Annotated in this window: 17 protein-coding genes and 7 tRNA genes; 14 read left to right on the forward strand and 10 right to left on the reverse strand. The window is 65.7% G+C overall.

The annotated features are described in order from the left end of the window. Nucleotides 1-36 precede the first annotated feature (36 nt). The 3 genes from SMAL_RS12140 to SMAL_RS12150 are packed head-to-tail and all read left to right on the forward strand — an operon-like array spanning nt 37 to nt 4,001. A complete protein-coding gene (locus SMAL_RS12140; RefSeq protein WP_012511402.1) occupies nt 37-2,508 on the forward strand; it encodes a TonB-dependent receptor in 2,472 nt (823 codons plus the stop codon). Continuing rightward, nucleotides 2,495-3,295 (forward strand): ChaN family lipoprotein, encoded by an 801-nt coding sequence (locus tag SMAL_RS12145; protein WP_012511403.1) that lies wholly within the window; start codon nt 2,495-2,497, stop codon nt 3,293-3,295. The genes SMAL_RS12140 and SMAL_RS12145 overlap by 14 nt, the downstream gene beginning before the upstream one ends. Then, nucleotides 3,288-4,001 carry an energy transducer TonB family protein gene (locus tag SMAL_RS12150; RefSeq protein WP_012511404.1) on the forward strand — a complete coding sequence of 238 codons (714 nt, stop codon included), beginning with the start codon at nt 3,288-3,290 and terminating at the stop codon, nt 3,999-4,001. Before SMAL_RS12145 ends, SMAL_RS12150 begins: the two co-directional genes overlap by 8 nt. 197 nt (nt 4,002-4,198) lie before the next feature. Here the strand turns inward: SMAL_RS12150 and SMAL_RS12155 are convergent, their stop codons facing one another. From SMAL_RS12155 to SMAL_RS12185, 7 genes are all read right to left on the reverse strand, one after another. Continuing rightward, the gene (locus SMAL_RS12155; protein ID WP_006373742.1) at nt 4,199-5,101 is read right to left on the reverse strand and encodes a cation diffusion facilitator family transporter; all 903 of its coding nucleotides are present in this window, start codon (nt 5,099-5,101) and stop codon (nt 4,199-4,201) included. 28 nt (nt 5,102-5,129) lie between these two features. Beyond that, nucleotides 5,130-7,418, reverse strand: coding sequence for an Orn/Lys/Arg family decarboxylase (locus SMAL_RS12160; protein ID WP_012511405.1), 2,289 nt, complete (start codon nt 7,416-7,418; stop codon nt 5,130-5,132). 20 nt (nt 7,419-7,438) lie between these two features. After that, on the reverse strand, nt 7,439-8,791 hold the full coding sequence (gene adiC / locus SMAL_RS12165) for an arginine/agmatine antiporter (RefSeq protein ID WP_012511406.1): 1,353 nt from the start codon (nt 8,789-8,791) through the stop codon (nt 7,439-7,441). 76 nt (nt 8,792-8,867) lie between these two features. Continuing rightward, nucleotides 8,868-10,301 carry a DcaP family trimeric outer membrane transporter gene (locus SMAL_RS12170; protein WP_012511407.1) on the reverse strand — a complete coding sequence of 478 codons (1,434 nt, stop codon included), beginning with the start codon at nt 10,299-10,301 and terminating at the stop codon, nt 8,868-8,870. Between the two features lie 513 nt (nt 10,302-10,814). Beyond that, nucleotides 10,815-11,657 (reverse strand): thiol:disulfide interchange protein DsbG, encoded by an 843-nt coding sequence (gene dsbG / locus SMAL_RS12175; protein ID WP_012511408.1) that lies wholly within the window; start codon nt 11,655-11,657, stop codon nt 10,815-10,817. Between the two features lie 30 nt (nt 11,658-11,687). Further along, nucleotides 11,688-12,491 carry a TlpA disulfide reductase family protein gene (locus SMAL_RS12180; RefSeq protein WP_006373780.1) on the reverse strand — a complete coding sequence of 268 codons (804 nt, stop codon included), beginning with the start codon at nt 12,489-12,491 and terminating at the stop codon, nt 11,688-11,690. Between the two features lie 80 nt (nt 12,492-12,571). Continuing rightward, nucleotides 12,572-13,639, reverse strand: coding sequence for a GlxA family transcriptional regulator (locus SMAL_RS12185; protein ID WP_012511409.1), 1,068 nt, complete (start codon nt 13,637-13,639; stop codon nt 12,572-12,574). A 186-nt stretch (nt 13,640-13,825) separates the two neighbouring features. Here SMAL_RS12185 and SMAL_RS12190 point away from each other — a divergent pair, with 186 nt between their 5' ends. The 7 genes from SMAL_RS12190 (at nt 13,826) to SMAL_RS12220 (ending at nt 15,160) form a co-directional block, all read left to right on the forward strand. Continuing rightward, complete coding sequence (locus SMAL_RS12190; RefSeq protein WP_006373782.1) at nt 13,826-14,224, forward strand: heavy metal-responsive transcriptional regulator; 399 nt, start codon at nt 13,826-13,828, stop codon at nt 14,222-14,224. A gap of 103 nt (nt 14,225-14,327) precedes the next feature. Further along, nucleotides 14,328-14,403, forward strand: a tRNA-Ala gene (locus SMAL_RS12195). A gap of 54 nt (nt 14,404-14,457) precedes the next feature. Then, a tRNA-Glu gene (locus SMAL_RS12200) sits at nt 14,458-14,533 on the forward strand. A 184-nt stretch (nt 14,534-14,717) separates the two neighbouring features. After that, nucleotides 14,718-14,793, forward strand: a tRNA-Ala gene (locus SMAL_RS12205). Between the two features lie 49 nt (nt 14,794-14,842). Beyond that, a tRNA-Glu gene (locus SMAL_RS12210) sits at nt 14,843-14,918 on the forward strand. Nucleotides 14,919-14,961: 43 nt separating this feature from the next. Then, nucleotides 14,962-15,037: transfer RNA gene (locus tag SMAL_RS12215), tRNA-Ala, on the forward strand. A gap of 47 nt (nt 15,038-15,084) precedes the next feature. Further along, nucleotides 15,085-15,160 (forward strand) — tRNA-Glu (locus tag SMAL_RS12220). A 140-nt stretch (nt 15,161-15,300) separates the two neighbouring features. Here SMAL_RS12220 and SMAL_RS12225 read toward each other — a convergent pair. Next, complete coding sequence (locus SMAL_RS12225; protein ID WP_006373806.1) at nt 15,301-15,717, reverse strand: GNAT family N-acetyltransferase; 417 nt, start codon at nt 15,715-15,717, stop codon at nt 15,301-15,303. A 77-nt stretch (nt 15,718-15,794) separates the two neighbouring features. On the opposite strand from SMAL_RS12225, the gene SMAL_RS12230 reads away from it, so the two are divergent. Further along, entirely contained in the window at nt 15,795-16,751 is a 957-nt protein-coding gene (locus tag SMAL_RS12230) for an SOS response-associated peptidase family protein (protein WP_012511410.1), read from the forward strand. Nucleotides 16,752-16,761: 10 nt separating this feature from the next. Here the strand turns inward: SMAL_RS12230 and SMAL_RS12235 are convergent, their stop codons facing one another. Then, nucleotides 16,762-17,142 carry a response regulator gene (locus tag SMAL_RS12235; RefSeq protein WP_012511411.1) on the reverse strand — a complete coding sequence of 127 codons (381 nt, stop codon included), beginning with the start codon at nt 17,140-17,142 and terminating at the stop codon, nt 16,762-16,764. Nucleotides 17,143-17,274: 132 nt separating this feature from the next. Between SMAL_RS12235 and SMAL_RS12240 the strand changes: the two genes are divergently transcribed. From SMAL_RS12240 to SMAL_RS12250, 3 genes are all read left to right on the forward strand, one after another. After that, nucleotides 17,275-17,360: transfer RNA gene (locus tag SMAL_RS12240), tRNA-Leu, on the forward strand. A 71-nt stretch (nt 17,361-17,431) separates the two neighbouring features. Beyond that, the gene (locus SMAL_RS12245) at nt 17,432-17,974 is read left to right on the forward strand and encodes a GNAT family N-acetyltransferase (RefSeq protein WP_012511412.1); all 543 of its coding nucleotides are present in this window, start codon (nt 17,432-17,434) and stop codon (nt 17,972-17,974) included. Nucleotides 17,975-18,089: 115 nt separating this feature from the next. Further along, nucleotides 18,090-19,529 (forward strand): GGDEF domain-containing protein, encoded by a 1,440-nt coding sequence (locus tag SMAL_RS12250; protein ID WP_012511413.1) that lies wholly within the window; start codon nt 18,090-18,092, stop codon nt 19,527-19,529. Here the strand turns inward: SMAL_RS12250 and SMAL_RS12255 are convergent. Then, the gene (locus tag SMAL_RS12255; protein ID WP_012511414.1) at nt 19,526-21,352 is read right to left on the reverse strand and encodes a methyl-accepting chemotaxis protein; all 1,827 of its coding nucleotides are present in this window, start codon (nt 21,350-21,352) and stop codon (nt 19,526-19,528) included. The two genes, SMAL_RS12250 and SMAL_RS12255, sit on opposite strands and share 4 nt — an antisense overlap. Nucleotides 21,353-21,506 lie beyond the last annotated feature (154 nt).

The raw sequence follows: 21,506 nt of genomic DNA on the forward strand, positions 1-21,506 counted from the left end.
GATGACGACGCTCTGCGTCACCTCCTGGAGCCCCCGATGCTGTGCCACCGCCCCCTTGTCCTCGCCCTGTCGCTGGCCTGTGCCAGCGCGATTCCACTGCTGCCTGCCAGCGCCCAGGCGCAGGCTGCCAGCCGCCACTACGATCTGCCCGCACAGCCGCTGGCGGCCGCGCTGGATGCCTACAGCCGCCTGAGCGGCGTCGATCTGGTGATCGGCGCGGCGCTGCCCGCCGGCCACGCTGCCCCTGCCCTGCGTGGTGATTTCGACGACGCCCAGGCGTTGTCCCGTCTGCTTGCAGGCAGCGGCCTGCGCCCGCGCTTCATTGATGCACGCCGCGCCACCCTGGAACCGGCGCCCGCCGAACCGGGTGATGGCAGCCGTCGCACCGGGCCGCTGCGGGTGCAGGGCGATACCGCGCACGGCCATGCACCGGGCACCGGCGCCAGCCAGTACGTACCGGCCACCCGTGATGGCTTCGCGCCCACGGTCGGCAGCGAGCGCGTGGCGATGGCCGAACGCCAGGAAGGCAACAGCCTGCTGCGTTCGATGCCCGGCACCCACAGCTTCCATTCGCGCAGCCAACCTGGCCTGCAGGTCAACATCCGCGGCATGACCGGTGCCGGCCGGGTCAACACCATGATCGACGGTGTCACCCAGACCTTCCGCAACAATGCCGGGCATGGCTCGGGCGGTCCGTTCGCCTATGTCGATCCCTTCCTGCTGGCCGGTGTGGACGTGCAGCGCGGCGCGGTCGCCGGCGGAGATGGCGCCGGTACGCTGGCCGGCAGTGCCAATTTCCGCACGCTGGATATCGACGATCTGCTCGGTGAGGGGCGCGACTGGGGCCTGCGTGCGGGCTACCGCCACGGCAACAACGGCTACGGCAGTGGCCGTACCTTCGCCGGTGCCTGGCGCCACAGCGAAGAGGGTGGGGACCGCCAGTTCGGCCTGCTGGCCGCCGCCAGCAGCAGCCGCAGCAGCGAATACGCCACCGCACGCGGGCAGAAGAACAGTGCCGACCCGGGCAGCCAGCAGCCCAGCAGCTGGCTGTTGAAAGCGCGCCTGCAGCCGAGTGACCAGCATCGGCTGGACCTGAGCCACATGCGTTACGAAAACGACTTCTACCACAACTACCCGTGGCAGATTTCCGCGCGCAACCAGCGCGCCAGTTACCACTACACGCCCTATTCGCCGTGGATCGACCTGCGTGCGACCTTCGCCAGCAACAAGACCCGGCTGTTCTACCCGCCGGTGGAGGACTCCAGCTACATCGGCCGCCGCACCCACAGCAGCCTGAGCAGCTGGACCGTGGACAACACCAGCCGCTTCGACATCGGTGCACTACAGGCGCGCTGGAACACCGGCATCAAGCACCAATCGGACATCTATGTGGCCGATACGCCCATCCTGCGCGGTGCCAACCCGCAGGGTCGCAGCCAGCTGGACAGTGTGTTCAGCACGCTGGAGCTGCAGTACGACATCTATGCCCTGACCGCAGGACTGCGCCAGGACCGCTTCGGCATCCGTGGTCACATCCCGGCGTGCTCGGATGTGCCCGGCCAGTGCGCGGAGATCAATGGCGGCGACATCGACGTGCGTCGCACAGAGCGCGCACTCAGCCCGAGCCTGGCGGTTTCACTGCAGGCCACCGACTGGCTGCAGCTGTTCGCCGAGGTCTCGCGCACGTCGCGGCCGCCGCGCGTGCAGGAAATGTTCTTCGAGAAGATCCCGCTGGAGGACGCCAGCGTCGCCGACGGCATCGGCGCCAATCCGTTCCTGCGCCGCGAGCGCTCGCGCAACCTGCAGTTCGGCGCCAACCTCAGCACCAACTCGCTGCTGGTCGACGGTGACCTGGCACAACTGCGGGTCACCCGCTTCGACAACCGCATCCGCGACTACATCAAGCCGCAGTACCTGCTGATCGTGCATCCGCCGGAAGTGGAACCGTTCGTGGTGCCGATCGACAGCGATCCGCAGCTCAATGCCTGGACCGATGTGCTGGACGCCGACGACTTCAGCGCCACCACGCGCTGGATGAACCACCCCGGCGTGGTGCGCATGCGCGGCATCGAACTGGAAGCCCATTACGCCAGCGAGCACTACCACGCCACGCTGAGCTGGACCCGCTCGCGCACCAGCGCGCCGGCCATCGAGTTCGTCAACCTGGAAGACATCACTGCCCTGCCCGACCGCTACTGGACGCTGGACGTGGGCGGCCGCTGGTGGCAGCAGCGTGTGCAGGCCGGCCTGCGCGCCGAGTACTCCGGCCCGACCGAGGAAGGCTACGACTTCTTCCAGACCCGCAAGACCGGCGGCACCGGCGTGCTGCTGGACTTCTACGCCAGCTTCAAGCCGCAGGCCAATACAACCCTGTGGCTGAACATCGAAAACCTGCAGAACAAGGCCTATGACAACAATGCCTCGATCGACAGCATCTTCAGTCCGATCCTGGACCGCGGCAACGGCCGTGGCCGCACCGTCTCGATGGGCGTCAATGTGGCGTTCTAGCCGCCACTGGCTGCCGCTGTGCCTGCTCGCGCTCGCGTCGATGGCCAGCGCGCAGCCTATGCCCGGCACGGTGCTGGACCTCGCCAGCGGCCATACCCTGGACGAAGCTGCGTTCGTGAAGCGCGCAGCGAACGCCCCGCGACTGCTGCTGGGCGAACGCCACGACCTGGCCGGTGACCACGCTGCCCAGCGCTGGCTGCTGCACGCGCTGCAGCAGCAGCGTCCACAAGGCGCGCTGGTGCTGGAGATGATTGCCAGCGAACGCCAGCCGCGCCTGCAGCGGGTGCAGCGCTGGCTGGCCAAGGGCAACCCTGCCGACGGTGCGCGCCTGCAGGAGTTGCTGGGCTGGGATTCACGATGGCCGTGGACCGCCTACGGCGGGCTGGTACAGGACGCCACCGCTGCCGGCATCCCCTTGTTCGGCGGCAATCTCGCGCGCGTCGAGGTCAACGCCCGCCTGGCGTCCGCTGATGCAGTGCGGTTCCCGGTGGCCGCCGCCCGCCAACGCCTGTCGGATGTGGTACTGGCCCAGCACGCAGACGCGGCACCGATGCTGGAAGGGATGCTGGCCGTGCAACAGGCCCGCGACACGCGCATGGCACAGGTGCTGACCGCAGCACCCGCACCCGCGTTGCTGGTAGCCGGTCGCTGGCATGTGCTGCGCGGCACCGGGGTGCCGGGCTACCTGTCACCGGATACGCCTGTGCTGGTGATCGCATTGGCTTCGCCGGGTGAAACCGTCGGTGCTGCTGATGCCGATCTGCTGTGGGTGCTGGACGATGAGTGAGCGCGGCCAACACTGGCAGGCGATCGCGATCACCATCGGCCTGCATCTGTTGCCCTTGCTGCTGCTGGTGCATTGGGTCGCGACGCCACCCATGCTGCCGCCACCGGAACAGGACGTGCGCATCAGCCTGCGCCTGCTGGCACCGGCCACGCCGCCGCAGCCGGTTGAGGAACGCCAGGCCGATACCCCCAGCCAGGCACAACAGGCACGCGCATCGCAAGCCACGAAATCGCCTCCGCCGCCCACGCCCACCGCTGCACGCGAGGGTGAACTGGCTGCCAGCGAGATCGGCGGCCGTGGCCGGCAACCGCTGCCGGTCGCCCCGCCTGCGGCCGCGACCGATGCAAGTCCCGCACCGGCATCGATCACGGCCGCGCCGCCCGCTCCAGACGCGCCACCGGCGGACTTCCAGGCCGGCGCCGCCAGCGACCAGTGGGAAGCCCGCCTGATGGCGCGGCTGGAGCGATACCGCTACTACCCCGCCGCCGCACGCTCGCGCCGGCAGCAGGGCACTGCCTGGGTCAGGGCCAGCATCGACCGCGAAGGTCGCCTGCTGGCGCTGCGGCTGGAGCAGTCCAGTGGCCAGCCGATGCTCGATGACGCTGCGCTGCAGACCTTCCGTCGCGCGCAGCCGCTGCCGCCCATTCCCGATGAACTGAAGGCACCGCAGGAACTGGTGGTGCCGGTGGAGTACTACCTGCGCTAGACGGTCCACGCCTCCGCTTCGATGTCGGGGATTGCGAGGCAGTCTGCGACCTCAACTCCGGTTGAGGTCAAATGGAACTGGCGCAACAGAGTAGTCCGCCATGCGCAACGATCGCGCCCATTTGTAGAGCCGAGCCCATGCTCGGCTGCCGTTCGCGTGGAGCATCCGAGCATGGGCTCGGCTCTACAGATTCGTGGTCACGTCCACGCTGGGTCTGCCGTGAAATCAATGGTCAACCAGAACGTGCTGCCCCGCGCATCCAGCCGCACCGCAATCTCGTCACGCATCGCATCGACCTCGCCCACTGAACCCAGCGGCGTGGCCGGGTCGGCCAGCACGTGGATTTCGATGAAGCGCATCCGCCCCATCTTCGCCACATGGCTGGTGAAACCGGCATAGCCACGCTCGGCGACGAACGCCTGCATCACCCGCTGCACGCGCCGGTCCAGATCATCCGGTGCCACCTGCAGCACTTCGCGCATGGCCTTCCACGCGCTGCGCGCCGGCACCGGCAGCACCGCCAGGCTGATCAACGCCAGCACGATCGAATCCAGGTACGGCACCCAGTGGTGCCACTCGCCACCGTGCAGGACCAGCGCCAACACGAAGGCCAGCACCACCGCCAGGCTCATCAACCCACCCAGCAACCAGCCCCGTACATCCAGCCACAACAGCGCGGAGCGCAGATGCCGCGCCCGCTGCGCGACGAACGCCGCCATCGCCAGGTTGCTGGCACTCAGCAATGCCGCCCACCACAGCGCGGGCCCGAATTTCACTTCGTGCCCGCCCGTGGTCAAACCGATCACCGCGTTGGCCAGCGCGTACACGCAGGCCAGCGACAGGATCACCCCGCCCAGCGCCTCGACCATCGGCTCCAGGTGCCAGTAGCCGTACTGGAAGCGCGGGCTCTGTTCCCGCGCAACCAGCCGCAGCACCGACAACGACACCAGGGTCATGGCAACGTCGACCAGGCTGTACACGCCGTCGAACAGGATGGCCTGCGATCCCACCAGCAGGCCACCGATGAAGCCGACCGCGCTGACCGCCAGGGTGACCCCGATCGAGAACGTCAGGATGCGTTGCTCGCGCGCGGTATCCATCGTTCGCCGAACGGCCGACCGTTGCCGGTCAGGCCTTCAGCACCTCCACCTTGTACGAAACCGCATCCCCCTCCTGCTCGATGATGAGCCCGTGCACGTCCGACTCGAAGCCCGGGAAACGCGCATTCTGCTCGCGGGCGATGCGCAGCGACTGGATGATCGGCTCGTCGCTGTCACCAAAACGCTCACCCGGCATGATGGTCGGGATGCCCGGCGGGTACGGCACCAGCATGGTCGCCGCAATGCGGCCACTGATCTGCTCGATGTCGACCCGCTCGATCTCGCCCTTGACCAGGTGGTTGTAGGCATCGGCCGGGGTCATCACCGGCGTCGGCAGATCCACATACATCTCACGCATCACCTTGGCCACGGCAAATTCCTGGTTGAACGCATGCAGCGCGTCGCAGAGGTCACGCAGGCCCCAACCGGCGTAGGCATTCGGATAGTCGGCAGCCAGCGTCGGCAGTGCCTGGCTCAGCGGCGCATTGCGGTCGTAGAGTTCCTTGAACGCCATCAGCTCGGTGACCAGGGTGCTCCACTTGCCCTTGGTGATGCCCATCGAGAACAGGAACAGCACCGAGTACAGATTGGTCTTTTCCACGGTGATGCCGCGGCCCCACAGGAACTTGCTAAGCACCGCTGCCGGAATGCCAAGCTTGCCCATGCTGCCGTCCATCGCCAGGCCCGGGGTCAGCAGGGTCACCTTGATCGGGTCGATCAGCACATAGTCGTCGACCAGGTTCTCGAAGCCATGCCAGTGCGCATCCGGCTGCAGGTACCACTCCTCGCGCTTGGCCACCAGCGGCGCCGGCGTATCGCCCTTGTCCAGACTGCGCTCGACCTGGGTCGGCTGCCACACGCTGAACCACCAGTCGTCGCGACCGAGGTCATCGCGCACGTGCAGCATCGCGCGGCGGAAGGCGATGGCTTCGTCATGCATTTCCTGTACGAGCGAGCGGCCGGCATCGCCTTCCATCATCTTCGACGCCACATCACAGGCCGCGATCACCCCGTAGTGCGGGCTGGTCGAGGTGTGCATCATGAACGACTCGTTGAAGCGCTCGGCATCCAGGTTGCGCTGCGCCGAATTGCGCACGTGGATCATCGACGCCTGCGAGAACGCAGCCAGCAGCTTGTGGGTGGAATGCGTGGTGAAGATGATCGCATCCTGCTCACGCGGCTTGCCCTTGGCCATGCCGTAATGGTTCTCGTAGAACGGATGGAACGCAGCATAGGCGTACCACGCTTCGTCGAAATGCAGGAAATCGACCGCGCTGCCGATCTCGTCGGCGATCTTCTCGGCGTTGTAGCACAGGCCGTCGTAGGTCGAGTTGGTGACCACCGCAATGCGCGGCTTGGAGCCGGCCTTGTAAGCCTGGCTGGCCAGCGGGTTGGCGGCGATGCGCTGCTGCAGCGACTCCGGCGTGAACTGGTCCAGGCTGATCGGGCCGATGATGCCGTGCGCGTTGCGGCTGGGGGTGAAGTACACCGGTACCGCACCGGTCATGATCAGCGCGTGCAGCAGCGACTTGTGACAGTTGCGGTCGACGAACACCACGTCGCCGCGGGCCACCGTACCGTGCCAGACGATCTTGTTGGCAGTGGGGGTGCCGTTGGTGACGAAGAAGGTATGGTCGGCACCGAAATTGCGTGCGGCCTCGTTCTCGGCGTCCTTGATCGGGCCGGTGTGATCGAGCAGCGAACCCAGCTCCGGCACCGAGATCGACAGATCGCTGCGCAGGGTGTTCTCGCCGTAGAACTGATGGAATGCACGGCCGACCGGCGACTTGGTGAACGCCACGCCGCCGGCATGGCCGGGCGTGTGCCAGGAGTAGTTCGACTCGGCCGCATGGTGGATCAGTGCCTTGAAGAACGGCGGCAGCAGGTTCTTCATGTAGTCTTCGGCCGCGCGCATCACCTGCCGCGAGATGAAGCTCTTGGTATCTTCAAACAGGAAGATGAAGCCGTGGATGTACTTGAGCAGCTTGCTCGGCACTTTCTCGATGGTGCGGCGCTCGCCGTACAGGAACACCGGCAGGTTGGCGCGGCGCGCACTCTGCTCGCGCAGGAAGGCGGTGAGGCGCTGGAACTCGCCATCCACTTCCTCGCTGCCATCGATCGAGATCAGCACCGCGGAGGCTGCCACGTAGGTGCGGGCACCGGCGCGGGCATCATCCAGGTTCAGGCCGCACAGCACGCGCTGGTCGTTGCTGCGCAGCTCCTCCACCAGGGCGCGGATCAGGATGCCGCCGATGCGCGGCGACTCGTAGTCGTTGTCGATGACAATGACCGGATAGTCCAGGGACTTGAAGTACACGTTGATTCTCCTTGTCTAACTCATGAACGCTGGGCGCCGGCGCTGATGGCCGATGCCTCGCGGGCGCGCTGCCGCTGCTGGCGGCGCTCCTCGCTGAAGAAGGGATAGAACACGGTGATGAACAGCACGAACAGGAAGGCGTACTGCACGATGGTTCCCGACGAGCCGTAGATCGCCCACAGGCAGTACACGACGGTCAGGCTGGTCAGGGTCCAGAACGCACCGGTGTGGACGAGGGTGTGCGAACGTTCGACCACGAAGTAGCAGGCCACGCACGAGTAGATGTAGGGCAGCAGGGTCAGCACCACTGCCGCCGATGTGATCACGTCGAACTGGGCCGACGCGGTTTCCGAGGTGGAGGTGACCAGCACCGCCAGGGTCATCAGCACCGCCACGATCAGCACGCCCTTGACCGGCACGTCGTCCTTGTTGGTCTTGCTGAAGATGCTCGGGAACAGGCCATCATCGGAGGCCGCCTTGGCACTCTGTGCGGTCAGCAGGATCCAGCCGCCCAGCGAACCGGCAGCGCCGATGAAGGCGCACAGGCTCACCAGCGCACCGCCCCAGCCACCGACGGCCTTGGCGGCAGCCAGTGCGAACGGGGCATCAGAGGTCTGCAGCTCGCCATTGGGCACCATGCCCATGATCACCGAGGAGCTTGCGATGTAGGCGATGGCGGCCAGGAACACGCCGGCCAGGGTGGCGCGGGCCACGTTCTTTTCCGGGTTCTCCACCACGCCGGCGGTGACCGAAGCGGATTCGACGCCGATGAAGGCCCACAGGGTCAGTGCCGCGGCACTGGAGATCGCGCCGAAGTTCGACTCGCCGGACACGTTGTAGGCGCCCTTGAAGATGTCGGCATCGAAGAAGAACCAGCCGAAGATGGCGATGCCCAGGATCGGTACCAGGGCGAAGCTGGTGGTGACCGTCTGCACGCGGCTGACGAAGGCCGGGCCGATCATGTTGGCGAAACTCAATGCCCATACGAGGATCAGCACCGCGATGCAGCGCACCAGCGGCTCGGACAGGATCGGGAAGAAGTAACTGAAATAGCCCACCGCCGCGATCGGAATGGCGACGTTGCCGATCCAGTTGGCGAACCAGTAGATGGTGTTGGTCTGGAAGCCCATGTACGGGCCGAACCAGTCACGTGCGTAGGCATAGGGACCGCCCGCCTTGGGTGCCAGCTTGCCCAGCTTGGCGAAAACGAAGGCCAGCAGCAGCGCACCGGCGGTGGTGATCAGCCAGCCCCAGATCGAGGCGGTGCCGATCTTGGCCAGACTGGACGGCAACAGGAACACGCCTGAGCCCATCATGTTGCCGGCGACGAGGAAGGTGGCTCCGACCACCCCGATTTTCTTTGCTTCTGCCATGACAATCTCCTGTACTGGCATGAGCCCGGTACAACCGGGCGTGGGGACGGTTACGCTGGCGTACGACCGCTTGCGCCTATTTGATGAAGTTGTATTGCAGGCTGCCCTGCACCCGGACCGTGTCGCCGCGCGCGCCGCTCTGCTGTTCCAGGCGCCCGTACAGCAGCTCCATGCCCATCGTCCACGACGGTGCCGGGCTCCAGATCAGGTTGAACACGCCGTAGCGGCTCTGACGGAATGCGTCGGCCGCCAATGCGGCATTCCGCTCCAGGGTCAGCTGGCCGAAGATCAGGTTCGAACGCCACAGCTCGGACCAGTAGTGGGTGTAGCCAACGAATCCACCGTGCAGGTCCAGCGCATCAAGGCGGCCATCGGCACCGACCACCGCGTCCAGTCCGGAGCCGGTCAGGTCGGCGGTGTAACGGCTGAGGCCGCGCCCGCCGAGGGCACCGAACAGCAGCAGGTCGCGCTCGCCCACCGAGGCCGAACCGCTGAGTTGCAGGCCACCGGCCATACGCCGGTCGCGCTCGCCATCGCCGTCATAGGCCAGGCTGCGTGCCACCGCGCCCAACTGCAGGTGGCCCCAGTCGCGCTCCATGCGCGCGGTCACCGTCACGTCGGGCAGGCGGTTCACTGCCGCTCGCTCATCGCTGGCACCGGCAAGTTCGGTCTTCGGATCTTCGGCGGCGACGGTCAAGGTGTTGCCCTTGCCCATCGCGAAACTGTGGTGGATGCCTGCCACCAGCAGGTAGCCGGCACCGCCGGGACCTGCGAAATCCAATGTATCGGGCAGGCTGTCCGGATCCATGAAGCTGGAGTAGCCGTAACCGGCGTAGGTATTGCCGAGCTGACCATAGGCATGGCGCAGCCGGAATTCGTAGCCGTCACTACTGCCGAAGAAGTCGTTCTCCAGGTAGAAGCGCAGGTTGCCGTGCGTGGTCGGACGCCGCGCCTCGAAGCTGAAGCGGGTCTGCTTGGCGTGGATGTTGAAGTTCGAGACATCACGATGACTGCCGCCCACCGGCATCGACGAAGGAATGAACTGGTCCTCATCGCCCGCTGCACGCGAATCGGCGATGGCATCGAGCTTGGCGTAGCCACCGATGCGGATCACAGTATCGGTGCCGGGAATGGCGAAGAAGCCCTTCAGATCGGGATCGGTCGGACCCGCTGCGCTGTCGGGACGCGACGCAGCGGTGGATGGATCGGCCACCGATTCGCGAAGTGGCAACACCGGCGGCGCCACGCCCGGCACCTGGGTGGGGTGCAGCAGGTTGGCACTACCGGTGGGCGCGATCTCGGGCGCTGGCAGCGGTGCGCTGGCGGGTACAGCAACCCCATCATGCCGCTCGAGACGGTCCAAGCGCTGCTGCATGCCTTCAAGTGCCTGCCGCATGGCCGTGATCTCACGGCGCAAGGCCTGCGCATCCTCCCGGCCATCCTGCTGCGCATACGCCGGTGTGATCGCCAACGCGGTCAAACAGGCCAGACTCACTACCGCCAAGCGCATTGCATCCTCCCTGGACAAACACTTGCAGCGCGATGGCGGGACGCACGCATGCGCCACTCCGGCCTCACGTTGCCGTTGCTCGAAATGCGGATACCGCGTTGACGACACCAGTCAGCCTGCACATCGCAGGCCGCAGGACGATGACACTGTCCTGCCCGCACCAATGTCGACCCCAACAAGGCCGCGCTGCCAGAGAGGTGGCGACCGCAGCGGTCTGGGTAACAAGCACGGGGTGAGATTGTCGTGAATGGCTGTGCCGGCTGACCCCGATCAGGGCGTGGCGAGCGCGGCATCCATCGCGCGTTGACGCTGTATTCCATGCCTCACAGGCTAATTTGCCTGTCGTTTTTGGCCTTGATTGGAATCAAAGCGCAAGGCTTGATGTCAGTCACTATTCAGACGTGATGACGAACAAGTCATGCGCAGGCCGCAACGTCCGTTTTGATCACGAAAAGCAACAGGCCCGCATGCTGCCATGCGGGCCTGTGGGTCATTCGAGATGAGAGTCGCGACTCAGCGCGGGCCCAGCACCGTCTGCAGGTCGGCCCCCTGCGGCAGGCCCGCGCGACGCTGCACCTGACCCTGCGCATCCTGGAACAGGATGCCCGGCGTGCCCTGGAAGCCCATTTCCAGCATCAGCACCTGGTTCGCGTCGAGCTTGCCAGCGATCTCGCGACTGATGCTCGGCAGCGGCTTGATGCCGCCACGATCGAACTCATGTTCATTCTGCAGCAGCGCTGCACTCGGGTCCCGCGCAGCGAGGATGGCTGCCGCCTTGGCCGGACTGTCTTCGCGGATCACGCCGACCATGATGTGACGCAGCTGGACCTTGCCCGCATCGACCCACGGCCGCGCCGCTTCCCAGAACTTGTGGCAGTACGGGCAGTTGGCATCGCTGAAGGTGTAGACCACGCGCGGTGCATCAGCCTTGCCATCGCGCACCCATGCACTGGCCTCCAGCTTGGTCCACATCTTGGCCGACATTGGTTGCGCAACCAGCTTCTCGACGGCCTCGGCGGCCACATCGTTGCCCTCGGCATCGAACAGGCTGCCAACCAGTACGTGCTTGCCATCGGCAGTGACGTAGGCCGCGGCCGGCTGCTGGCCGCCGACCACGCCGGCAAAGCCGCGCAGGCCGCCCGGTGCGTCGAATTCGGCAACGACCTCGAAGCCATGCTTCTCGATGCCCTTCAGCACAGCCGGGCGGTCGCCCTTGACGGCGGAGACCGCAGCACTTGCTGCCGGTGCCGCGGCAGTCTTGCCCGGCGGTGTCTGTGCCTGGCTGCAGGCGGCCAACGCCAGCATGACCGGCAGCAACAGCACCGCAGGAACGGTGCGCAGGGAAGTCGACAACATGGGAACTCCGTAGTGAGATGCCCGCGCAGGCTACCGCAGCCGGCGCAGTTTGTGTTCAAGACCCGCTGCAGTCAGTTCGCCGAGGTGCAGTTCGCGCAGGCGTCCTTCGGCATCGAAGAAGAGGGTCGATGGGTAGGCCTGCACGCCGAGCACGGTGGATGCTGCAGCGTCATCGTCCAGCAACACGTTGCCGAGCATGAGTCGCTCGCCAGCGATGAAACCCTGGACCTCGCCCAGGGTTTCGCCCTGGTTGAGGAACACGAACTGCACATCCGCGTGTGCCTGCTGTGCGGCCGCCAGCACCGGCATCTCGCGCCGGCAGGGCCCGCACCAGGTCGCCCAGAGATTCAGCACCAGCGGTTTTCCCCGGAACTGCTGCAGATCAACCTTCCCGCCCTGAAGATCAGCCACCTGCAACGTCGGCAGCGGCATCTGCCGTTCCTGCCAGGCGGACAGCATCTGGCTGCCGCCCGCCCATAGCAGCACACCCATCAATGCGCCGACCAGAACAGGCGCACGCAGGGCGCGCCAACGCCGCAACCGCCACAGCCCCCACGCCAGTCCGGCAACAAGCACTACCGGCAGGTGATAGCCGCCGTCTGCGATCTGCAGAATGCTCCAGGGCGCTTCGCGATACAGGGCAAGGTTCAAGGCGACGAAACTGATGCGGCCACAAAGCAGGCCAATCAGCAACATGTCCAGCACCATGCTTGCCGCCGAGGGCAGCGGCCCCCCGTCCTTCCGGCGTGGCCATAAATGGGCCACGGCCATCGCCAGCAGCACGCACGCGAGAATCAATACCACCGGCATCGGTACCGGCCCAACACTCGACATCAGCTCACCTGCTCATTCGTCCACTGGCTGCATGGTCGAAGGGTCGCGCCCACGTTGCAAGCGCGACATCTGATCAGGTGCTAAGCCGCACTGCGTCCCAACTGCAGTGCCGAGGGGACCTGCAGGCCGCGCAGGCTGCCCGCCACCGATGGCATCAACGGCCGCTCACGCCGCTTGCTGTTGACGTGGCGGCGATAATTGGCCGGCGTCATGCCAACGATGCGCAGGAACAGGCGTCGGAAAGCACTCTGATCCGCGTAGCCCACGCCCCAGGCCACTTCATCGATACCTGCCCCCTGCTGGAGCAGGGTCTGTGCCTTGGCGATGCGCAACCGCTGGCAGTATTCGATGGGGCGCAGCCCCGTGGCCCGCAGGAATCGCCGCTGCAGCGTCCGCGGCTCCAGCCCGGCGATCTCGCAGATCGCGGCGAGAGTGGCGCCGCGTGCTGCTGTGGTGTGCAGCCAGCGCTGCGCTTTCAGCACATCACGATCGCCATGGGCGAAATTGGCGCTGAAACGCTCCAGATCCTGCTGGATCGTCGCCGGCACGGTGATCCCCAACTGCTGCGCCACCGCGCTGGCCACGCCCTGCCCGTGCAACCGATACAGCAGGCGCAGCCCCAGGAAGCGCCAGGCCTGCGAACCGCCGACGGTCAGCAGATCGCCATCATCGACCAGTGCACGTTCACTCGGCACCCAGCTGGCGGCCTGTGCCTGCAGGCCGGGGTGCCGCGCCAGATCAGGTCCGCTGACGGTACGCCCGGCCAGCAATCCGGCGCGGGCCAGTACGCTGACACCATCACTGGCGGCGGCCAGCAGGCTGCCGCCGTCGTAATGAGCCCGCAACCAGTCCAGCAGGATCTCGTCGGCACGCAGGCAGGCGCCGGGGCTGATCTGGCCCGGCACCGCGATTACCGCGGGAATGGCGGCGTCGAGCATTTCCGCACCGGCAATGCGATGCACGCCGGTCTGGCTGGCTGGCACGATCCAGCGGGTAACCAGCACGCGCTTGAACGGCCGGCGCTGCTGCTGGGCCAGGCGATTGGCCACGTGCGCCATCTCGGCCAGCACCGAGGCGGCCGAGGGATCGCCTCCCGGGTACTCGACCACCGCGACCTCGACGAATCCTTCGTTCCTGAATCCTTCCACAGACCACCTCCTCGGTTCGTTGCAGGCCATCGAATGGCCGGTTCAGGCGAAGGGTAGGAACTGGTCCAACGGCAGGGCTATGAAGAAAGTTGCAAAGTGCGCTGAATACGCGTCTCGGGACGAAGTCTTGACTCTTGACCAGACTCAAGGCTTCACAATGTCCGGCAGCACCCGCAGGAATCCGCCATGAACATTGGACAACTGGCCCGCCAGGCTGGCGTGCCCATCGATACGGTCCGCTACTACGAGCGCCAGCAGCTGCTGCCCACCGCCGCACGTTCGGCCGGTGGCTACCGCATCTTCGGTGAGCAGGACCTGCGCCGGCTGCGCTTCATCCGCCGGGCCAAATCACTGGGCTTCAGCCTGGAAGAAATCGGCGAGCTGCTCGCGCTCAGTGATCGCCACCAGCAGGACATGGGCAGCGTCCGCGACACGGCCCAGGCACGCCTGCTGGATATCGCGCAGCGGATGGCCGAACTGCAGCGCATGCACAACGCGCTGTCACAACTGGTCGATGCCTGCCCGGGGCACGGCACGCTGGATCAATGCCCGATCCTGGCCGCGCTGACCGACGACACTGCATGAGCCCAGGCGAGCGACATCCACGTCGCAATCGACGTGAAGAAAAGTGCAACAAATGCTTGCCAACCCCCTGGGGCAAGGCTATTATTTCGCTCCTCAGCGACGTGGGGCCATAGCTCAGCTGGGAGAGCGCCTGCATGGCATGCAGGAGGTCAGCGGTTCGATCCCGCTTGGCTCCACCAATCTTTCGGCATTAGGCCGTCGAAAGGTCGCTAAAGAACATTGATGAGAATTGCGTCCCCATCGTCTAGAGGCCTAGGACATCACCCTTTCACGGTGGCGACCGGGGTTCGAATCCCCGTGGGGACGCCACTCATCACGAACAACGAGGACCCGGCCGATAACCGGGTCTTTTTTGTTCACCGTCCACCGGCATTCAGGTTGTGGCGTTGCGGTTCCCCTGCCCTCGTGGCTACGGTTGATCCGGAACGAAAAAAGCTTAAAAAAAGCTTCCACAAATGTGAACACGCAGGTATGATGGGCGGCTCGGTAACACGGGGCCATAGCTCAGCTGGGAGAGCGCCTGCATGGCATGCAGGAGGTCAGCGGTTCGATCCCGCTTGGCTCCACCACTTTCGACATTAGGCCGTCGAAGGTTTTACAACTTGAAGTTTTTCGTGCGTCCCCATCGTCTAGAGGCCTAGGACATCACCCTTTCACGGTGGCGACCGGGGTTCGAATCCCCGTGGGGACGCCAGTTTCAAACGGACTCTGCTCCCAGCAGAAATCCGATGTTTCATGGGGCCATAGCTCAGCTGGGAGAGCGCCTGCATGGCATGCAGGAGGTCAGCGGTTCGATCCCGCTTGGCTCCACCACTTCGACATTAGGCCGTCGAAGAATCTACAACTTGAAGTTTTCGTGCGTCCCCATCGTCTAGAGGCCTAGGACATCACCCTTTCACGGTGGCGACCGGGGTTCGAATCCCCGTGGGGACGCCAATTCTTGAAAACCCCGGTTTCGACCGGGGTTTTTCTTTGACTGCGATCTGCTGGCGGAACGCATCCACGCATGGCGTGGATCTACCCCGACTCTGCAGTAGATCCATGCCATGTGTGGATGGAAAACGCTGGACTGCGCCTCAGAACCGCCGATACATGCCGATCGATGCCGGTGCCGTTGGTGCAAAACCGAACTGCGCGTACAGCCGATGCGCCTCGCCATCGGCCAACAGGCTTACATAGGCCGACGGCGGCAGGTTGCCCTGCATCCACTCGCTCAGGCGCCGCATCACTTCCTTGCCCAGGCCCTGCCCCTGCAGGCGCGGCAACACCGCGATATCGCAGACCTGAAGGTGGCATCCGCCATCACCAACGATCCGCCCCATCGCCACCAGCTCGTTGCCCTGGTAGGCACACACGCCGAACAGGGTATTGGGCAGCGCACGCTCCGCGGCCTCCGCGGTCTTGGCACTCAGGCCGGCCAGCACGCGCAACTGGCAGTAGCCCTCGACGGTTGGTACAGCCTCGCGGAACTGGCAAGTGGCGGAATCATTCATGCGGTATCTCCCTATAGGTCGGGCTATCCTGCCGCATCCCCGTCGCACTTGCTGCGATCCATCCCGGCAGATTCCCCATGTGCTATTCCGCCCTGATCCGCGCCGACTACGCCAAGCTGGTGCGGGAGTTCGGCGCCATCCTGTCGCTGGAAGAATTCGCGGAGCTGTACGCGCACGATCCGGGCAAGAAGCGACCGAAGACACCCAAGGCGATGGATGACGGCTTCGCTGCTGCACGCACCGAGCAGGGCCGCGACATCGTGGCGAAGATCCAGCAGTGGCATGCGCAGGAGCAGCGCGAACTGGAAGCGGATCTGACCCGCCAGCGCGAGCGGCGCGATGTCGCCAACGCCACTCTGGCGACCCGCCCTACCCAGAAAGCACGCAACGACCTGCGCGTGGCCGGCAACCGCATCGAGCGCGCGCAAGCCCGGCTTGAAGACCTGCACCGGGTGCAACTGCTGCCACGCGACAACAGGATTTTCCCTGGCACCTATGCGCCGGTGATGATCAGCGAGAACGGCAAGCGGGTGATCAAGCCGATGCGCTACCAGTGCCGGCTTCCCGACAAGCCCGCACGCAACGATGTGCTCTACCCCGGTACCTACAACGCGCGGCGCGACAGCCTGGAAGGCTACTGGCGTGGTGCGTTCGGCCTGCGCCACGGCGTGGTGGTGGTGCAGGCGTTCTACGAGCACGTGCCGCGCCATGCCATCGCGGGACGCACGCTCGGCGCAGACGAGAAGGAACAGGACGTGGTGCTGGAGTTCCGTCCCGATCCACCGCGCGACCTGCTGCTGGCCTGCCTGTGGGCGGAATGGGAGGGCCCGGAGGGCCGCCTGCTGTCATTCGCCACCATCACCGACACACCGCCCGGCGACGTTGCTGCGGCTGGCCATGATCGCGGCGTGGTACCTATCCGCAAGGAATTCCTCGATGCCTGGCTCAATCCCGATCCGGACGACCTGGCGCGGCAGTACCGAATTCTCGACGACCGCGAGGACATCCGCTACGTGTATGAGGAAGTCGCCTGAGCGGCGCGGCTCAGGCCTTCGCGCTGGAACGACCCACCGCGCGCGCCAGCGCACGGCTCAGATCCGCCGACAGGTACGGCTTGACCAGCAGCACACCGGCCAGCATCGACTCCGGCAACTGCTCGGCCAGCATTCCCGTGGCCAGCACGAACGGCACGCCGCGCGCCGTCAGCGCAGCTGCGACCGGCTCGCTGGTTTCATTGCGGGCAAGGCGATAGTCCAGCAGCGCCACGTCCGGCGCCGAATCTTCCAGCAGGCGCAGCGCTTCGGCCACGCCCGCCGCCAACCCGACCACAGTCGCGCCGGCATGCACCAGCTGCATCTGCAGCAAGGCAGCACTCATCTCGTCGTTCTCGACCACCAGCACCCTCAGGTCCTGCAACACTGTCATCGGCTACCGCTCCTGGAGGCATACATGCGGCCGCAGTATAGCCACCATGGGGTCGAAGCCGACAGGATGCGCCCCGATCGCCCCTCCCCCTATGAAAGCCCTGCCGACCTCGGTTACACTCGCACGCTGCCTGCCGGTGTGGCGGAATGGTATACGCAGCTGACTCAAAATCAGCCGGGGGTGACCCCATGAAGGTTCGAGTCCTTTCACCGGCACCACTGCATCAAAGGCCAGGTCCCCGACCTGGCCTTTTTGCATTTCCGGGTTTGGAACGCCGACACTGGCAACAATGCCCGCCCCTTTGCACCCCTCGCTTCCCGACACCCCGCCCACGCGCCTGCGCTCGTTGCGGCCGGATGATGCTGTCGCCTGGTCGCGCTATCTTTCGCAGCCCGGCGTAACCGAACACACCAGCTGGGGTGACGTTTCTCCAGAAGCACTACGCCACCTGATCAACAGCTATACAGCCTCGCCGGTCGACCGGCGCTGGGCACTGGTCGATGCAGACAACCTGCTGATCGGCACCGTAGGCCTGAACGGAATCGATCTTCAGCATCGCCGCGCCGAGCTCGCGTATGATCTCGATCCCCGCTGGCATGGACAGGGACTGGCCACGAACGCGGCGCGCGCCGTACTGGCCTGGGGCTGTACCACACTGGCGCTCGTCCGCATCCAGGCCACGGTACTGGACAGCAATACCCGTTCGATCGCCGTGCTGGAACGCATCGGCATGCAGCGCGAGGGACTGCTCCGCGCCTATCGCCAGGTCCGCGGCCAGACCGCTGACTACTGGATGTACGCACACATCGAGAACACCGCGTCATCGTGCTGAAACACAACGGCAACCACTGACAACGTTGCCAATGGACGCAGCGCACACTTTTCTTGCAAGCCTCACGTGCATCTGCCTATCTTGAGGGCAGCCGGACCTGGGGGCGGGGGAATGCATGACGTTGCGTGCTGCACTGTTTTTTCTGGTCACGCACGCGCTTGTCATTGCTCTGATCGGCCCTCAGGACCCGATAGGCTCCTTCCTGCTGTTGATGGCTGCCCCCCTTCTGGCGGCGCTGGCATGTGTGCGGCGTGCCCGCGACAGCCGGGCCGCCTGCAAGTGGCGGCTGCTCGGCTTCGCCGTCGGCCTGTTCTCGATCGCCCTGCTGGCCCAGCTGTACCGCATCGCGGATGGCGGCGGGCAGGCACAGATGCCACTGTCGTCGCTGATCCTCTACGTGTTCTACCGGATACCGCTGACCTACGTGGCGGCCAGCCCTGGGGGCGGCAACCGCTACGTGCCCGCCGTGGACCTGTCGATCATTGCCGTGCTCTGGCTGCTGTACTACGTGCACACGCGGGCGCTGGTGCACCTGGATGCAGCCCTGTGGATGCAGGGTCTGAACGCGATGAGCACCGTGCAGAACGGTCTCGTATTCTGCTTCGCGCTGATCCGCTTCCTGGCCGAAGACAATGCCGATCGGCGTGACTTCTTCCGTACCCTGACGACCTATGCGCTGGGTTATTTTCTACTCGCGTTCTACATCAATCACTACCAGCCCCAGGTGCCCGACGGCGGCTGGGGTGACCTGTTGATCAGTGGCCTGTTCGTACTGCTCGCAGTGATGGCAGGCAGCCCATGGCGGCCGCCCGCGGTAGCGGTATCGCGCAATCTGCGCCGTGTCGTCGATGCTGGTGTTCCATTGATGCTGCCCCTGTTGCTGATGATGGTGGCACTGCTGGTCTCACGCCTGCATCCAACACTGGCAATCGTCGGCTTCATCGGCGCCATGCTCGGCTATGCATTACGCAGCGTGCTGACCCAGGTCGAGATCCAGCGCCAGCGTGACGAACTGGAAGCACTGGCTCGACGCGATCCATTGACCGGGTTGGGCAACCGGCGCAACTTCGACGAATCACTCGGCAGCGCCCATCGCCGCGCACGCCGCCAAGGGCTGGGCCTGGCCGTGCTGATGATCGACATCGACCACTTCAAGCGGCTCAATGACACCTATGGCCACCCGGAAGGTGACCGCCGGCTGCGCGCGGTCGCCGGGATCCTTGATGGTTGCCTGCAACGCGGTGACGACCTGCTGGCCCGTTATGGCGGCGAAGAGTTCATCGCCGCCCTGCCCTCGCCCGATATCACCCATGCCCTGAGCCTGGGCGAACGGTTGCGCGCGGCAGTCGAAACCGCCGGCCTGCCGGCGGCCGAAGCCGTCGTCACCATCAGCATCGGCGTAGCCTGGCAGGCCGCCCGCGAGAACGGCGATCCGCGCGACCTGGTCGACCGCGCCGACCAGGCCCTGTACCGGGCCAAGCACGCCGGGCGCAACCGTGTGCACGGCGCCCCGGCCGCCACGGCCGGGAGCGAACGGCCCGACCGGCGCGCCTAGACCGCGCGCAGCACCGCTGCCCCGTGCAGATGCCCGGCCGCACCCTGCACGCGGAAACCGGCCACGGTGTGCAGCAGTTGCGCCGACTGCTCCTCCATGCTGCGCGCCGCCGCCGACGCCTCCTCGACCAGCGCTGCGTTCTGCTGGGTGCCCTGGTCAATCAGGTCGACCGCATGGTTCATCTGCTGGATGTCGTCGCTCTGCTGCTGCGCGGCGGTACTGATCTCGGTCATCAGATCGCTGACCCGACGCACGTTGACCACGATCTCGTCCATGGTCCGGCCGGCACTCTCGACCTGCGCGGTACCGGCGCCTACGTTGGCGACCGACTCGTCGATCAGATGCTTGATCTCCTTGGCCGCGCTGGCCGAACGCTGCGACAGCTCGCGGATCTCGGTGGCGACCACGGCAAAGCCACGGCCGTGCTCGCCGGCACGTGCAGCCTCCACCGCTGCATTGAGCGCCAGGATGTTGGTCTGGAAGGCGATCCCGTCGATCACGCCGATGATATCGACGATGCGCCGCGACGAGGTGTTGATCACCGCCATGGTCTCGACCACTTCATGCACCACGTTGCCGCCCTTCGCCGCGACATCGGCAGCGCCGCCGGCAAGCTGGCTGGCCTGCCGCGCATTGGTGGCAGTGCGCTGCACGGTCTCGGCCAGCCCCTTCATCGACACCGCGGTTTCCTCCAGCGAGGCCGCCTGCTGCTCGGTGCGCTGCGACAGGTCGCTGTTGCCCTGCGCGATCTCGGTCGCGCCCACCGCGATGGTGTCGGCGGCGAACTTGATCTGGCCGATGATGGCCGCCATCGCCTCGACCAGCGAGTTCACACCCTCGCACAGCTCAGCGATCGGGCCACGCTTGTCGGCCGTGGCCACGCGCTGGGTCAGATCGCCGCCCTTGGCTGCTGCCACCACTTCACGGGTCTGCGCCACCGCCCGCTGCATGGCCTGGTTTTCATGTACCTGCGCGGTGATGTCCGTAGCGTATTTGACGACCTTGAACGGCTTCCCGTTGAGGTCAAGGATCGGGTTGTAGGACGCCTGGATCCAGACCTCGCGCCCGCCCTTGCCGAGGCGCCGGTACTGCCCGGCATCGTATTCGCCGCGTCCGAGCTTCTGCCAGAACTGCCGGTACGCTTCACTGCTGCGGTGGTCGGGTTCGACGAACAACGAGTGGTGTTGTCCACGCACCTCGTCCAGGCTGTAACCGGTGGTGGCGAGGAAATTGTCGTTGGCCGAGAGGATGCGGCCATCCATGCTGAACTCGATCACCGCCTGCGACTTGCCGATCGCTGCCAGCTGCCCGGCCGAGTCCGCCGCCTGCAGTTTCTGCGCGGTGATGTCGGTAGCGAACTTGACCACCTTGTAGGGGCGTCCCTGGCGGTCCAGCACCGGGTTGTACGAGGCCTGGATCCAGATCTCACGCTGGCCCTTGCCGAAGCGCCGGTATTGCCCGGCGTCATACTCGCCGCGCCCCAGCCGCGCCCAGAAGTCGCGGTACTCGGTGCTGCCGGCGTGCTCTGGATCGACGAACAACGAATGATGCTTGCCCTGGATCTCTTCCAGCCGATACCCCATTGCCTGCAGGAAGTTGTCGTTGGCCAGCAGGATGGTGCCGTCGAGCCCGAACTCGATGACCGCCTGCACGCGGTGCAGCGCCGCGACCTGCGCCTCAAGCTCGGCGCGATCGTTCGCCGCCAGCTCGGTACTGGGCCGATGCCGGGGAGCCAACGCACCCAACAGCGCGCGCCAGGGAGACCAACGGGTATGCAGCTCGGCCGGCGCCTGCGCGCCCGCCGTGAAGCCTGGAATGAGCATTGTCTGATCCTCGGTGTCCGGTAAGCGGTTGCGATCCGACGGGCGGGATGCCCGGCGGCAACATCAGTTGCCTGGGACTACAGGTGCCGGCTGGCACCCCTCGAGCGGCTGGCAAGAACGTCTGGTGCGGGCGCGATCAGCATCTGGGAGCGGC

It is taken from the genome of Stenotrophomonas maltophilia R551-3, from assembly GCF_000020665.1.
Taxonomy (GTDB): domain Bacteria; phylum Pseudomonadota; class Gammaproteobacteria; order Xanthomonadales; family Xanthomonadaceae; genus Stenotrophomonas; species Stenotrophomonas maltophilia_L.

Bases quoted from the DNA above. Each gene is read 5' to 3' on its own strand.
- dsbG (WP_012511408.1), bottom strand. From the start codon at position 11,657: ATGTTGTCGACTTCCCTGCGCACCGTTCCTGCGGTGCTGTTGCTGCCG.
- SMAL_RS12145 (WP_012511403.1), top strand. From the start codon at position 2,495: ATGTGGCGTTCTAGCCGCCACTGGCTGCCGCTGTGCCTGCTCGCGCTC.
- SMAL_RS12245 (WP_012511412.1), top strand. From the start codon at position 17,432: ATGCCCGCCCCTTTGCACCCCTCGCTTCCCGACACCCCGCCCACGCGC.
- SMAL_RS12235 (WP_012511411.1), bottom strand. From the start codon at position 17,142: ATGACAGTGTTGCAGGACCTGAGGGTGCTGGTGGTCGAGAACGACGAG.
- adiC (WP_012511406.1), bottom strand. From the start codon at position 8,791: ATGGCAGAAGCAAAGAAAATCGGGGTGGTCGGAGCCACCTTCCTCGTC.
- SMAL_RS12140 (WP_012511402.1), top strand. From the start codon at position 37: ATGCTGTGCCACCGCCCCCTTGTCCTCGCCCTGTCGCTGGCCTGTGCC.
- SMAL_RS12225 (WP_006373806.1), bottom strand. From the start codon at position 15,717: ATGAATGATTCCGCCACTTGCCAGTTCCGCGAGGCTGTACCAACCGTC.
- SMAL_RS12150 (WP_012511404.1), top strand. From the start codon at position 3,288: ATGAGTGAGCGCGGCCAACACTGGCAGGCGATCGCGATCACCATCGGC.
- SMAL_RS12170 (WP_012511407.1), bottom strand. From the start codon at position 10,301: ATGCGCTTGGCGGTAGTGAGTCTGGCCTGTTTGACCGCGTTGGCGATC.
- SMAL_RS12255 (WP_012511414.1), bottom strand. From the start codon at position 21,352: ATGCTCATTCCAGGCTTCACGGCGGGCGCGCAGGCGCCGGCCGAGCTG.
- SMAL_RS12250 (WP_012511413.1), top strand. From the start codon at position 18,090: ATGACGTTGCGTGCTGCACTGTTTTTTCTGGTCACGCACGCGCTTGTC.
- SMAL_RS12230 (WP_012511410.1), top strand. From the start codon at position 15,795: ATGTGCTATTCCGCCCTGATCCGCGCCGACTACGCCAAGCTGGTGCGG.
- SMAL_RS12180 (WP_006373780.1), bottom strand. From the start codon at position 12,491: ATGTCGAGTGTTGGGCCGGTACCGATGCCGGTGGTATTGATTCTCGCG.
- SMAL_RS12190 (WP_006373782.1), top strand. From the start codon at position 13,826: ATGAACATTGGACAACTGGCCCGCCAGGCTGGCGTGCCCATCGATACG.
- SMAL_RS12155 (WP_006373742.1), bottom strand. From the start codon at position 5,101: ATGGATACCGCGCGCGAGCAACGCATCCTGACGTTCTCGATCGGGGTC.